The sequence below is a fragment of the Pseudomonas sp. 25 R 14 genome, assembly GCF_900004755.1.
In the GTDB taxonomy this organism is placed as follows: domain Bacteria; phylum Pseudomonadota; class Gammaproteobacteria; order Pseudomonadales; family Pseudomonadaceae; genus Aquipseudomonas; species Aquipseudomonas brenneri.
Genome location: NZ_CVTS01000051.1, coordinates 1 through 14,052, shown reverse-complemented (window position 1 = coordinate 14,052; position 14,052 = coordinate 1). Strand labels below are relative to the sequence as shown.

The 14,052-nt window shown below is 61.8% G+C and carries 11 protein-coding genes; 5 read left to right on the top strand and 6 right to left on the bottom strand.

The features are described from left to right. Positions 1–13 precede the first annotated feature (13 nt). On the top strand, positions 14–1,381 hold the full coding sequence (locus BFQ03_RS17565) for an NAD(P)-dependent oxidoreductase (protein ID WP_032860289.1): 1,368 nt from the start codon (positions 14–16) through the stop codon (positions 1,379–1,381). After that, a complete protein-coding gene (preA, locus tag BFQ03_RS17560) occupies positions 1,382–2,656 on the top strand; it encodes an NAD-dependent dihydropyrimidine dehydrogenase subunit PreA (protein ID WP_032860290.1) in 1,275 nt (424 codons plus the stop codon). A 104-nt stretch (positions 2,657–2,760) separates the two neighbouring features. Here the strand turns inward: preA and BFQ03_RS17555 are convergent, their stop codons facing one another. Next, positions 2,761–3,381 (bottom strand): TetR/AcrR family transcriptional regulator, encoded by a 621-nt coding sequence (locus BFQ03_RS17555; RefSeq protein WP_029298440.1) that lies wholly within the window; start codon positions 3,379–3,381, stop codon positions 2,761–2,763. Between the two features lie 115 nt (positions 3,382–3,496). Between BFQ03_RS17555 and copC the strand changes: the two genes are divergently transcribed. Both copC and copD read left to right on the top strand, forming a co-directional pair. Continuing rightward, positions 3,497–3,862: a copper homeostasis periplasmic binding protein CopC gene (gene copC, locus BFQ03_RS17550; RefSeq protein WP_032860291.1), complete on the top strand. Its 366-nt coding sequence runs from the start codon at positions 3,497–3,499 to the stop codon at positions 3,860–3,862. A gap of 3 nt (positions 3,863–3,865) precedes the next feature. Then, positions 3,866–4,714 carry a copper homeostasis membrane protein CopD gene (gene copD / locus BFQ03_RS17545; RefSeq protein ID WP_032860292.1) on the top strand — a complete coding sequence of 283 codons (849 nt, stop codon included), beginning with the start codon at positions 3,866–3,868 and terminating at the stop codon, positions 4,712–4,714. Positions 4,715–4,825: 111 nt separating this feature from the next. Here the strand turns inward: copD and BFQ03_RS17540 are convergent, their stop codons facing one another. The 3 genes from BFQ03_RS17540 to BFQ03_RS17530 form a co-directional block, all read right to left on the bottom strand. Next, positions 4,826–5,977: an HlyD family secretion protein gene (locus BFQ03_RS17540; RefSeq protein WP_032860293.1), complete on the bottom strand. Its 1,152-nt coding sequence runs from the start codon at positions 5,975–5,977 to the stop codon at positions 4,826–4,828. Next, positions 5,974–7,635, bottom strand: coding sequence for an MFS transporter (locus BFQ03_RS17535; protein WP_032860294.1), 1,662 nt, complete (start codon positions 7,633–7,635; stop codon positions 5,974–5,976). Before BFQ03_RS17535 ends, BFQ03_RS17540 begins: the two co-directional genes overlap by 4 nt. Before the next feature lie 140 nt (positions 7,636–7,775). Further along, positions 7,776–9,254 (bottom strand): DASS family sodium-coupled anion symporter, encoded by a 1,479-nt coding sequence (locus BFQ03_RS17530; protein WP_065943647.1) that lies wholly within the window; start codon positions 9,252–9,254, stop codon positions 7,776–7,778. Between the two features lie 266 nt (positions 9,255–9,520). On the opposite strand from BFQ03_RS17530, the gene BFQ03_RS17525 reads away from it, so the two are divergent. Further along, positions 9,521–11,671, top strand: a complete 2,151-nt coding sequence (locus tag BFQ03_RS17525; protein WP_065943646.1) for a TonB-dependent siderophore receptor — start codon at positions 9,521–9,523, stop codon at positions 11,669–11,671. On the opposite strand, the gene BFQ03_RS17520 is transcribed toward BFQ03_RS17525, so the two are convergent. Together BFQ03_RS17520 and BFQ03_RS17515 are read right to left on the bottom strand one after the other, a co-directional pair. Then, on the bottom strand, positions 11,672–12,109 hold the full coding sequence (locus tag BFQ03_RS17520; protein WP_032860298.1) for a carboxymuconolactone decarboxylase family protein: 438 nt from the start codon (positions 12,107–12,109) through the stop codon (positions 11,672–11,674). A 104-nt stretch (positions 12,110–12,213) separates the two neighbouring features. Continuing rightward, entirely contained in the window at positions 12,214–13,656 is a 1,443-nt protein-coding gene (locus tag BFQ03_RS17515; protein ID WP_065943645.1) for a mechanosensitive ion channel family protein, read from the bottom strand. Positions 13,657–14,052 lie beyond the last annotated feature (396 nt).

Sequence of the window (14,052 nt, the reverse complement as noted above, 5' to 3'; positions counted from 1 at the left end):
TGAGGCCATTACCGTGATCCAGACCCTGAACCACCTCCCCCACCCCGACGAAGACGGGGCGACCCTCGCCAGCCACTTCACCGACCTGGCACCGCCCCTCAATGCCCGGCAAGCCCACCTGGAAGCCTCGCGCTGCCTGTATTGCTACGACGCACCGTGCGTCAACGCGTGCCCCAGCGAAATAGATATCCCATCGTTCATCCGCAATATCCACACCGACAACGTGCAGGGCGCGGCGCAGAAGATTCTCTCGGCCAACATCCTCGGCGGCAGTTGTGCCAGGGTCTGCCCGACCGAGATCCTCTGCCAGCAGGCCTGTGTGCGCAACAACAGCGAAGAATGCGCCCCGGTGCTGATTGGCCTGTTGCAGCGCTACGCCATCGACAACGCGCACTTTGATCAACACCCGTTCCAGCGCGCCGCGTCGACCGGCAAGCGCATCGCCGTGGTCGGTGCCGGGCCTGCGGGCTTGTCCTGCGCCCATCGCAGCGCCTTGCATGGGCATGACGTGGTGATTTTCGAAGCCCGTGAAAAGGCCGGTGGCCTCAATGAGTACGGGATCGCCAAATACAAACTGGTGGATGACTTCGCCCAGAAGGAGCTGGATTTCCTGCTGCAAATCGGCGGGATCGAAATCCGTCACGGCCAGCGCCTGGGCGATAACCTGAGCCTGAGCGACCTGCACCAGCACTTCGACGCGGTCTTCCTCGGCCTCGGCCTGGCCGCCAGCAAGCACCTGGGCCTGCCCCACGAGGATGCGCCCGGCCTGCTCGCCGCCACCGACTACATCCGCGAACTGCGCCAGGCCGACGATCTCAGCCAACTGCCCCTGGCCGACCGCTGCATCGTGCTCGGTGCCGGCAACACCGCCATCGACATGGCCGTGCAAATGGCCCGCCTGGGCGCGCGCGATGTCAACCTGGTGTACCGCCGTGGCTTTGCCGACATGGGCGCCACCGGCCATGAACAGGACATCGCCAAGGCCAATCAGGTACGCCTGCTGACCTGGGCCCAACCCGAAGCAGTGCTACTCGATGACCAAGGCCAGGTGCGCGGCATGCGTTTTGCTCGCACACGCCTGGAAAACGGCCGCCTGCAAGCCACCGGCGACACCTTCGAACTGGCAGCAGATGCGATCTTCAAGGCCATCGGCCAAGGCTTCGACGACCACGCCCTGCACGACCCACTGGCCCAGCAGTTGCAACGCCAGGGCGAACGGATCTTTGTCGATGCACAACTGCAAACCAGCATCCCCGGGGTGTATGCCGGTGGCGACTGCGTCAGCCTCGGGCAGGACCTCACCGTCCAGGCCGTACAACACGGCAAGCTGGCTGCCGAAGCCATGCACGCTCAACTCATGCTCAATGTGGAGGCTGCGTAAATGGCCGATCTATCGATTGTGTTCGCCGGTATCAAAGCCCCCAATCCATTCTGGCTGGCCTCCGCGCCACCCACCGACAAGGCCTACAACGTGGTCCGAGCCTTTGAAGCCGGCTGGGGCGGCGTGGTCTGGAAAACCCTCGGCGAGGACCCGGCGGCGGTCAACGTCTCGTCCCGTTATTCGGCGCACTTTGGCGCCAACCGTGAAGTCTTGGGCATCAACAATATCGAGCTGATCACCGACCGTTCCCTGGAGATCAACCTGCGGGAAATCACCCAGGTGAAAAAGGACTGGCCGGACCGCGCCCTGATCGTGTCGCTGATGGTGCCGTGCGTCGAAGAATCATGGAAAAACATCCTGCCGCTGGTGGAAGCCACCGGTTGCGATGGTATCGAGCTGAACTTCGGCTGCCCCCATGGCATGCCGGAACGAGGCATGGGGGCGGCGGTGGGCCAGGTGCCGGAATATGTGGAACAGGTCACACGCTGGTGCAAGACCTATTGCTCGCTGCCGGTGATCGTCAAGCTCACGCCCAATATCACCGATATCCGCGTGGCGGCCCGGGCGGCCTATCGCGGCGGTGCCGATGCGGTGTCGCTGATCAACACCATCAACTCCATCACCAGTGTCGACCTGGAGCGCATGGTCGCCCTGCCGGTGGTCGGCACCCAGAGCACCCATGGCGGTTACTGTGGTTCAGCAGTCAAGCCAATCGCCTTGAACATGGTCGCTGAAATTGCCCGCGATCCCCAGACACAGGGCCTGCCGATCTGCGGGATTGGCGGCATCGGCAACTGGCGCGACGCGGCAGAATTCGTTGCCCTGGGTTGCGGTGCCGTGCAGGTGTGTACGGCGGCGATGCTGCATGGTTTTAGGATTGTCGAGGAAATGAAGGATGGCTTGTCGCGGTGGATGGACAGCCAGGGCTACAGCAGCTTGCAGGATTTTTCCGGGCGCGCGGTGGGCAACACCACAGACTGGAAATACCTGGACATCAACTACCAGGTCATCGCCAAGATCGACCAAGCGGCGTGCATCGGTTGCGGACGCTGCCATATTGCCTGCGAGGACACTTCGCACCAGGCAATTGCCAGTTTGAAACAGGCCGATGGCACGCATAAATATGAAGTGATCGATGATGAATGCGTGGGCTGCAACCTGTGCCAGATCACCTGCCCGGTGGCGGACTGCATCGAAATGGTGCCGATGGACACGGGCAAGCCGTTTTTGAACTGGACCCAGGATCCGCGAAATCCTTACCGGGAGGCGGTGTAAACCTTTAGACCGCTATCGCCGGTAAGCCGGCTCCTACATTTGGAATGCATTCCCCTGTAGGAGCTGGCTTGCCAGCGATGAGGCCATCAATCTCACCACACAGGTCAAGGCTCCAACCCGATCCCCCGCAAAATCACACTGGTCACCGTCTGCACCGCCCGCTCGAATTGCATATCCGACAGCGCCTGATGGTCATTGAGGATCATCACCTGATGGTCAAAATCGGCATAGTGCTGGGTCGAAGCCCAGATCATGTACAGCAGGCTCGACGGCTCCACCGCCAGGATGCGTTTGTCTTCCACCCACTGGCGGATTTTCGCTTCCTTCATCTTGGCCCAGTCATACAGGCTCGCGTCCAGCGCTTCGCCAAGGGTTGGTGCGCCGTGGATGATTTCGTTGGCCCAGACTTTCGAACCATAGGGACGGCTGCGCGAATGCTGCATCTTCGCCCGAATGTAACTGCTGAGCACCACGCGCGGATCATCGAACATCTCGAAGCACAACGCATCCTGCTTCCACACCTCCAGCAGGTCGAACAACACCGCGCTGTATAGCTCGCTCTTGGTGCTGAAGTAGTAATGCAGGTTGGAGCGTGGCAGTTGCGCCTGTTCGGCGATGTCAGCCATGGCGGTGCTGCCATAGCCTTTTTCAGCGAAAACCTTTTCTGCCGCCAGCAGAATCTTTTCGACGTTGACCCGACGAATACCGATCTTGTGATTGCCCATGGGGGCTCCCTGACCACGACATGTCCCGAAGACTACCATCCGCTCTAGATCGGGGCGACAGCCTGAGCTGAAACTTCGTACACTGCCCGTCCTGTTCATTGATTGGGATTGCACAATGTTGATCAAAAACACCCTGACAATCGCCGCCCTGCTGGCCTCTCTGCTCGGCGCCCAGGCAGCCCTGGCCCACGCCCACCTGAAAAGCGCCACGCCGGCCGCCAACAGTACCGTCGCCGCGCCCGCCGACCTGCGCCTGGTGTTCTCCGAAGGCGTCGAAGCCACGTTCACCAAGGTTTCCCTGAGCAAGGACGGCACCGAAGTCGCGGTCAAGGGCCTGGAAACCCCAGACGCCGACAAGAAAACCCTGGTTGTGACCCCAGCCGCACCGCTGGCCGCCGGCACCTATAAAGTGGAGTGGCACGCGATCTCCGTCGATACCCACAAGAGCGCAGGCAGCTACAGCTTCAAGGTCGGCCAGTAACCCATGGCAACCCTGCTGGTGCTGTGTCGTTTCCTGCACTTTATGGTGGTTTTGCTGATGTTCGGGGCCTGTGCCTTCAGGCCCTGGTTATTGGGCGCAAGCCCCAGGCCGGCCCTGGACCGGCAACTGTCCCGCATCACTAGGCTACTGGCCTGGCTGGCCCTGGGCTCTGGCGTGAGCTGGCTGCTGTTGATCAGTGCCAGCATGGCCGGCAGTGAACTGGCGACGCTGGATCTGGCGACGGTGCAGTTGGTGCTGGGCAAGACCTTCTTCGGCCAGGTCTGGAGCGTCCACCTGCTGCTCAATGGGTTGCTGGTCCTGAGCCTGTTGACACCCTGGAATCACCTGCGCCTGCCTCTCAGCGCGCTGCTACTTGCAACCCTGGCCCCAGTGGGGCACGGCGCCATGCTCAGTGGCCTCAGCGGGCAATTGCTGATCCTCAACCAGATCGTGCACCTGCTTTGCGTCGGTGCCTGGCTCGGTGGTTTGTTGCTCTTGGTGTTGATCCTGCGGCACGCGGCGCTGTACCCGCTGGAGACAATCCTTCGGCGCTTCAGCGGTGTCGGTTACGTGTTGGTGGCCGGCCTGCTGATCAGCGGGCTGATCAACATCCGCGTACTCACCGGAGAATTATGGCCGACCCCACTGTTCAGTGGGTTTGCCTTGATCCTGCTGATCAAGGTGCTGCTGGTCGCGGGGATGTTGGGGTTGGCGTTGCTGAACCGGCTGCGGATCAAGGATTGCCAGCAGCGAGTGGGCCCATTGCAGGCCAGTGTGAAGCTCGAATGGTTGCTGGGCGTGGCCGCGGTGGCGGCGGTGTCCCTGCTGGGCACCCTGCCCCCGATGCTGTAGGAGCGAGCTTGCTCGCGAAAGTCGTCAACGATAACGCGGGTTGCCTGGGTAACCGCGTTGTCGTTAAGTTTTTCGCGAGCAAGCTCGCTCCTACAAGGGGTGCGTTGAATATCAGGGCGGGCTGTTTTTCAGGCGGCCCGCCGTGTCGATACTGACCACCACCGACAACCCCGGTCGCAGGCGCTCGCTCTGTTCCTGATCCGGGTCCACCGTAATCCGCACCGGCACCCGCTGTGCGATCTTGACGAAGTTGCCGGTGGCGTTGTCCGCCTGCAACAGGCTGAACTCGGCGCCCGTGGCCGGCGAGATGCGCTGGACCGTGCCATGAAACTTGCGGTGGTTCAGGGCATCGACGGTAAACGTCACCGGTTGGCCCACCTGCACGTGATCCATCTGGGTTTCTTTCATATTGGCGATCACCCACAGTTGGTTCGGCACCAGCGCCATCAACTGCGCACCGGAGTTGACGTAGGCGCCCAGGCGCACGCCGATCTGCCCCAATTGACCATCCCGTGGCGCCAGCACGCGGGTGTTGGACAGGTCAATGCGCGCCAGCTCCACGGCCGCATCAGCGCTGGCAACAGCAGCTTCCAGTGAGCCGCGATTGACAATCACCGTCTGCAAATCCTGGCGAGCGATTTCCAGGCTGGCCTGGGCCTGGGCCACGGCTGCAATCGTCTGCGCGTTGGCCGCGCGGGTCACGTCCAACTCACGGCGCGACACCGAGCCATCGCTGATCAGTTCTTCATTGCGCCGCAAGTCGGCGGTGCTTTTGCGCGCCTGGGCCTGGCTGTCGGCCAAGGCGGCCTGGCGTAGCTTGATGGTCGCCTCGGCGCTATTACGCTGCTGCACCACGTTGGCCAGGGACGCCTGCTGCACCGCCAGTTGCGCCAGGGCCTGGTCCAGGCGCTGCTTGTAGATGCGATCATCGAGGCGCACCAGCAAATCCCCGGTCTTGACGTGCTGGAAGTCCTGCACCGGCACTTCGAATACATAACCACTCAGTTGCGGGCCGATGATCGTCACCTGGCCACGCACCAGGGCGTTTTCCGTGGTTTCTACCGCGCTGCTGAACGGTGGCAGTTGCCAGGCGTACAACACGATCAACACGCCAACGATAGCAATCGCGGCAAAGCCCAGGGACGAGATGATGCGCACACCCAACGAGCGCGGTTCGGTGACCGTGGCACCGGGTGGCGTGGTGCCTTCCGGGGTGGAAGCAATGGCGTTGGTGGTCGTGGTGGTAGCCGTAGGTTCGGTCATGAAGGAAGTGCGCCGCTAGGTTGAACGGAAGGCGCTGCACTGGCGGCAGCTTTCTGGGTGGTGCTCATCAGCCACAGGCTGCGGGTAAAGATCCACAACATGGTCAGGATCGCGATGATCGCGATCAGCATGAACACGTCGTTATAGGCCATCACATTGGCTTCGCGGGTGGCCGCCGTGGCCAGGCTGCGGATGCCCATCAGGTTGCGCAGTTCAGGGTCGGCAATCACCGAGCCATAGGCCGAGCCGCCGCTCTGCACGCGGGCGGCCACGCGCGGATCCAGCAGCGTCAGGTGTTCGACAATCATGCTGGAGTGAAACTTCTCGCGCACGATCTGGAACGTGCCGAGCAACGCTGCCCCCAGCAGCCCGCCAAGGTTCTGGCAAATACCGAACAGCACCGAAAAACTCACCAGGTTGCGCGGATTGGTCAGCACATTGCGCATGCCCAGCACCATGGTCGGCCCGAGGAAAAACGTGCCGCCAAACCCCAGCAGGAACTGACTCAAGTACATGTTCTGCGGCCGGGTCAGGTTGCTGGAAAAGCTGTCCATCACGGAGCCTGTGGCCATCAGGGCCAGGGAAATCACCAGCGGCATCAGCAAGTGGGCCGGGTTGATGGTCAAGGCGCTGATCACCAGGCCGCTGATCGCTCCCAGCAGCATCACCAGGTACAAGGTGCGCATCTGCTCGCTGCTCATGTTCAGCGCCTGCAAGAAGCCCACTGCGCCGGTGGACTGTTCGGACAGCACCATACGGATCAGGATCACCGCCAGGGCCAGGCGAATCATCACCCCGCCGCCCAGCCAACGGGTCATCAGCAACGGGTTGGCGCGGTTATGTTCGATGGCCAATCCGGCCATGATCAGCACCAGCGAACAGGCCGAGGCGACCCCGATCCACGGCGCTTCCAGCCACCAGTCGATGCGCCCCAGTGACAGCACCGCGCAGAGCAACGCCACGCCCGAGGCGAGCAGGCCGAAGGTCAGGAAGTCGAGCTTTTCAAAGGTTTTGAAACGGTCGCCCGGCGGCAACTTGAGCATGAATACGCAGCCCAGGCAGGTCAGTGCCATGCCCAATTCAAACAGATACAGGCCACGCCATTCGGCAATTTGCAGCAAGTCTTCGGAGAACAGCCGCGCCAGCGGCAAGGCCAGTTGCGCCGTGCCCAGGCCCAGCACCAGGGCCTTGAGCCGCCACTTCGCGGGGAACGCCTGCACCATGTAGTACAAGCCCAGGGAACTGAGCGCCGCACCGACCATGCCGTGGGCGGCCCGCACGGCAATCGCCGAGCTGAGGTCGTTGACGAACAAGTGGCCAAAGGTCACCAGCGCATACAGCACCAGGAACACTTCGGTAAACGCGCGCAAGCCGAACTGTTGGCGAAACTTCACCAGCAGCAGGTTCATCGAAACGTTGGTCATCACATAGGCCGCAGGCAGCCAGGCCATTTCAGCGGTGGTCGCGCCCAACGCGCCTTGCAGATACGGCAGGTTGGCGATCACCAGCGCATTACCCAGGCCGCCGGTGATCGCCACCAGTATGCCGACCAGGGCAAAGGCCCAGCGTTTGAGCGTAGGGTGATGGGGTGTCGACGGCGACCCCGGCAAGCTCGGGCGCTCGTGGGGTTGCCAGGTGTGCGGGGTGTATTTATCCATTGCCTGACCTTGATGACCGACGCACAAGGCCGGTAAAACCATGACTCAGAGCGTAGTAGACCTGAGCTAAGTTCATCTTGTCATGTCGAAAGCACAATCCTTGTGTAGGAGCCGGCAAGCCGGCTCCTACACAAGGATCATCAGATCCAGCCCAGCCAGCTCCAGTAGGTGGCTGCAAAGACCAGCATCAGCAGGTAACCGATCAAGGTCACCAGCAGGCCCACCTTGGCAAACTGGCGGGCGGTAAAGGTGCCGGTGCCCAGGCACACCATGTTCTGCGGCGCGTTGATTGGCAGGATAAAGCCATAGCTGACCACAAACCCCAGCAGCATGGTCATGCCCAACCGGCTGAAATCCCCCGGCAGGGTTTGCAGTACGGCAATCAGGATCGGCAGCAAGGCCGAGGTCAGCGCAGTGGCGCTGGCAAAGCCCAGGTGGATCACGATCAGGAACGCACCAAGGATCGCAAACACCCCCAGCGGGCCCAGTTGATCCAGGCCGGTATGCCCCACCACCTGCGCGCCCAGCCATTGCCCGGCCTGGGTGGTCAGCAGGGCCGTGCCAAGGCTGATGCCCACCCCGAACACAATCACCGTGCCCCACGGAATGCGCGACTGCACATCCTTCCAGGTCATCACCCCGATCCCCGGCATCAGCAGGAGCACCAGGCCGGCATACGTGGTGGAGGTGGTGTCGAAGCTGTGCAGGCGCCCTTCAGTGGCCCAGGCCAGCAACAGCAGGATCGAGACCGTCAGCAAACGCTTCTGCGGGCCGGTCATCGGGCCGATATCGGCCAAAGATTGCGCAACGGCTTCCTTGCCGCCCGGGATGCTATTGCTTTCCGGTGGCAGCAACTTGAGCACCAGAAACAGCAGCACCGCCGACATGATCACGGCCCACGGCGCCCCGGCGATCAGCCAGTCGATCCATGACACACGCTGGCCGAGCATTTTGTCCATAAAACCCACGGTCAACAGGTTCTGCGCGGCGGCGGTCTGGATCCCGACGTTCCAGATGCTGGTGCCCTGGGCGACGACAATCATGATCCCGGCGGCGATATTGGAGCGTTTATCCACGCCAAACGCGGCAATCACCCCCATCATGATCGGCACCACACAGGCGCTGCGCGCGGTGGCGCTGGGCACCACCAGGCTGAGCAGGATAGTCACTGCAATCGCCCCCAGCAGAATCCCGCGGGTGCTGGTACCGACCCGAGTCAGGGTCACCAGAGCGATACGCCGGTCCAGGCCGGTGTGGGTCATGGCGGCGGCAATAAACAACGCACCGGCCACCAGGGCCAGGGCCGGGTTGGCAAACCCGGTGAGCGCCATGCTGATGGCCGGGCTGGAACCGATCAGGTGCGTCGGGTCCTGCAATGACGGTGCGGTGCCCAGCAGAAAAGCCATCAGCGAAGTGATCATGATCGCACTGGCTTCATAGGACACCGCTTCGGTGATCCACACCACCACCGCAAACGCGAGGATCGCCAGCATCCGGTGGCCGGCTACCGGTAAATCAGCCGGCAGCGGCAATAGCAAGACGCCGACCATCACCAGCACGGCAATGACCAGGCCCATGGGCAATTTGAAGGAAACAGCGGGTGTTGCGGGGGCGTTCATGGGGAACTCCGTGAGCCATGACAATCAGGCGTGCAGCATGAGGCAAAGCGTCACGGCGGGTTTTGACAGGTATCAAGGCACGGCCGATAAATCAAGGAGCGAGCTTATCTGCGGGCGGCGGTCCGACGAAAATCCCACAGGCACCTCGGGTTACTTTTTAGCGCTGCGTTATCGTTAACGATGTTCTCGGCCAAGGCGAGTGCTTGTAAAGGCGCGCACTTATGCCTAGCTTATGCGCCCCCGCCCGCGCTTTAAGGCCTTGCCCCATGGTTTTGCGTTTTCGTCCCGTCGTCACCTCACGTTTCGCCCTCGGCCTGTTGCTCAGCGGCGGCATCGGCAACAGCCTGGCGGCTGAGCTGGAACTGCCGGCGCTGAAGATCCTGGGCCAGGATGAGTCCGGTTATCGCAGTGAAAGCGCATCGGTCGGCGGCTTCGAAGACGCGCCGCTGCTCGACACCCCGGCTTCGATTACCGTGATCAACGCCGCGCTGATCAAGGACCAGCAAGCCCGCCTGCTCAGCGAAGTGCTGCGCAACGACGCCTCGGTGGGTGAAAGCTACGCGCCGATCGGCTACTACGAAAATTTCGTGGTGCGGGGGTTTTCCCTGAATGCCGCCAGCAGCTACAAGATCAACGGGCGCACCATCACCGGCGAGCAGAACGTGGCCCTGGAAAACAAGCAACGGGTGGAATTGCTCAAGGGCCTGGCGGGCCTGCAAAGCGGGATCTCCGAGCCCAGCGGCGTGATCAACTACGTGACCAAGCGCCCGGAAGACGTGCGCTCGGTCACCGTGTCCACCGATGATCGCGGCAGCGGCTATATCGCCACCGATGTCGGCGGCTGGTTTGGCAGCGAGCAGCAGTTCGGCCTGCGCGCCAACGTCGCCCATGAAGACCTCAACTCCTATGTCGAACATGCCAATGGCCAGCGCGATTTCCTGTCCCTGGCGTTCGACTGGAACATCAGCCCCGACGCTGTGCTGCAACTGGATGCCGAATACCAGGACAAGCAACAGCGCTCGGTGCCCGGTTACCAGTTGCTCGGCGGCACCGAAGTGCCCCATGACGCATCACCGAAAAAACTGCTCGGCCACCAGAGTGGTTCCAAGCAGGTGGGCATCGACTCGCTGAACCTCAACGGCAAGTTCGAATACCGCTTCAGTGACCAGTGGAAAGGCAATATCAGCGCAGCGCGTAGCAAGGTGGTGATTGATGATTACAGCTCGTTTGCCTGGGGGTGCTACTACGTCGGCACGTGCAACGCGAACACTTTCAGCCCTGAGGGTGACTACGACGTCTACGACTATCGCAGCCCCGACGACACCCGGCGCAATGATGAAATTCAGGCGGCTATGACCGGCCTGTTCACAACCGCAGGCATAGGCCATGAGCTGACCTTCGGCACCAGCGCCTTTCGCCGGGTGATCGACAAGCGCAAGTCGGTCAACGAATACATCGGCAGTGGCAATATCAATGCGGACACACCGACGTTCAAGCCCACCGACGTGCCGCTCAATGACCGGCATCGCAACCTCGACAGCCGCCAATACGCACTGTTCGTCACCGACCGGATCCGCTTCAACGAACAGTGGCAAACCGTTCTCGGCGGTCGCGAAGTACGCCTGGATGAAAAAGCCTTCGATCAATATGGGGCCCAGGAGCGGCACACCCAACAATATGTGTTCCTACCCCAGGCGTCATTAATCTACAAACCAATAGAAAACATCTCGCTGTACACCAGCTACAGCAAGGGCCTTTCCCTGGGGGGAACCGCTCCCTGGTTCGCGAAAAACCCTGATGTAACTCTCGCACCGACCGTCTCGCGCCAACTCGAAGCCGGGGTCAAATACGACTGGCGCCGCATCAGCTTCGCCGCCGCCGTGTTCCAGACCCGCCAGGCTTATCAATACGCCAAGCCCGATAGCGCCGGTGACTTCACCTATGTGCAGCAAGGCCAGCAGAAAAACACCGGCCTGGAACTGTCGGCCAACGGCTGGGCCACCGAGCGCCTGCAGATCGCTACCAGCGTGGCAGCCATTCGCGCGCGGGTGAACGGCAGCGGTACGCCGCAATACGAAGATCACCAGACGATCAACGTGCCCAAGCTGCGCGCCAGCGTGTACGCCGACTATGCCCTACCGTGGGTCAACGGCCTCGCCGTTCTCGGTGGCGTGCAATACAGCGCCAGCAAGAACGCCAATCGCACCGGCAATGTGGAGGTCGGGGATTATGCGGTGGTCAATATCGGCAGCCGCTACAGCACCAAGGTCGACGGCTACGAAACAGTGTTTCGCCTGAGCGTCGACAACCTGTTCGACAAGCGCTACTGGCGCGACGCGGGCGAGTATATGGGCGATGACTACCTATTCCAGGGCGCGCCGTTGACGGCGCGCTTGAGTGCATCAGTGAATTTCTGATTACTTGGGCATCTTGCGAAAGCCCACCGCCAGGCGGTTCCAGCTGTTGATGGTGGCGATGGCCACGCTCAGGTCCACCTGCTCAGCCGGGCTGAACTCGGCATTGAGCAACGCATAATCTTCATCCGAAGCGTGGGTCTGGCTGATCAGGGTCAGGCTTTCGGCCCAGGCCAGGGCGGCACGTTCGCGCGGGGTGAAAAATGGCGTTTCGCGCCAGGCCGACACGGTGTACAGACGACGCTCAGTCTCGCCGCCCTTGCGTGCATCGGCGGTGTGCATATCCAGGCAGAACGCGCAGCCGTTGATCTGCGACACGCGCAGGCGTACCAGTTCCAGCAGGGGCAGTTCGATGGACAGTTTACCGACGGCCGCTTCCAGGGCGAGCATGGCTTTCATCGCGTCTGGGGAAGCGGTGTAGAAATCGATACGGGCAGACATGGTGTAACTCCAGGACAGTGGGGATTGGTGCCTAGCTTAATCACCCCACTGCGGCGGACAAATAGCCAATCCGGGCGAAGAACAGGTAGCCAATGCCAGACCGTTCAGACCCGGTTGCGCAGCCAATGCAAGAAGCCCTTTTTCACCGGCACGATCGGCGCGTCCTGGGTCAGGTGCTGAGCGGCGTGCAGGCGGAAATCCAGGAGGTTCTGCATGGCTTCACTGATATCGTGGCGCGCGTCCAGGCACGGCTTGAGGTATTCCTTTTCGATGCGGTAGAGGGTGCAATAGGTCTTGGCCACAAAATCCGCCGGTACGCCCTGCTCACCGAGGATCCCGGCCTCGCCGATCACTTCCCCCGGCCCCATGCGCCCGGCTTCGAACGTGTGCCCGGCCTTGGCCAGCATCACCGAAACCACCCCGGACTCGATGATGAACAGGTGATCGCTGGCCTCCCCTGCCGGCAGGATCATGTCGCCTGCACGGAAGGTTTGCGCCGTCATGTTCTGACTGAAGGTTTCCTTCTCTTCCTGGCGCAGGGTGGAGAAGATATTTGAGCTTTCCAGCAATGCCCGCGCTGGCGACGTGGTCGGCGAGGTCGGGCTTTCGGCACTCGATAGCAAACTCACGCCAGCCGCCTGCAAATGCCGGTAGGCCAGGTCGTAAAGCTGGTTGCGCACCTCGCGTTTGAGGCCCATGGCCGGCACAAAGCCGCTGATTTCATACTCCACGCCACCGCCAGTGGACGTCTTGAAAGCCACGCTCGGCGCCGGTTTGGCCAGCAATTGCCGGCAACCTTGCATGGCGCGCTCCAGGGCTTCGAGCACCGTTTGCGGGCGCGCATGCGGGCTGACTTGCAGGCTCACTGCCAGGCCGAACATGTCCGCCGGGCGCGAAAAGTTGATGATCTTGGCCTTGGCCGCCAGCGAATTGGGGATGACCGCCATGCTGCCCTGGGAGGTTTGCAGGCGCGTGGCGCGCCAGTCGATGTCGGTGACCCGGCCTTCGGTGCCGTCGATGGAAATCCAGTCATCGAGTTGATAGGGCTTGGTGGTGTTGAGCACGATCCCGGAAAACACATCGCTCAAGGTACTTTGCAGCGCCAGGCCGACGATGATCGCCACCGCGCCGGAAGTCGCCAGCACGCCCTTGACCGGCAGGTCCAGCACGTAAGCCATGGCGGCGATGATCGCGATCAGGAAAATCACCGCGCCCATCAGGTCTTGCAGCAACCGTCCGGTGTGGCCGACTCGCTGCATCATCAACGCACCGAGCAACACCGTCAGGGTGCGGGCGGCAAACAACCACCAGCCAATCTGCAAGGCGGTGGCGGCCATGTGCAAGGGGGTGTTGTCGGCATAAGGCGCGATTTGCATCGGGTTCATGCCGTCGTTGAACAGCACCGCGCTGTAGGTGGCAAAGATCACCAGGCGGGCGACCAGTTTCCAATTGCCGGAGCTGGCAGAAAACAGACGCCAGACGACGATATCGATAAGGATCAGCGCCAGGGCGCACAACATCGGGTGATCGGAGATAAAAGGCAGCATCCAGGCGACTCCAGGGCGAATGCCGTGAAGATCGCACGAAACGGGATTGACGGGTATAGGGCCTGACAAACGAAACGCAAACCCTGTGGGTCCAGATACAGGGGATCGGCGGTGTGCCCGAGTTTTGGCATCGACAGAAATCAAGTGTGGGAGCTGTCGAGCCCCGGCGAGGCTGCGATGACGGTGGATCAGGCAATACTTCTCTAGCGCCTGTGCCGCCGCCATCGCAGCCTCGCTAAAGCTCGACAGCTCCCACAGGGATGGGTGGCAGGTCCGGGATTTTGGCCGCGACATGGATCAAATGTGGGAGCTGTCGAGCCCTGGCGAGGCTGCGATGGCGGTGGATCAGGCAATACATCTCTAGCGCCTGTACCGCCGCCATCGCAGCCTCGCTAA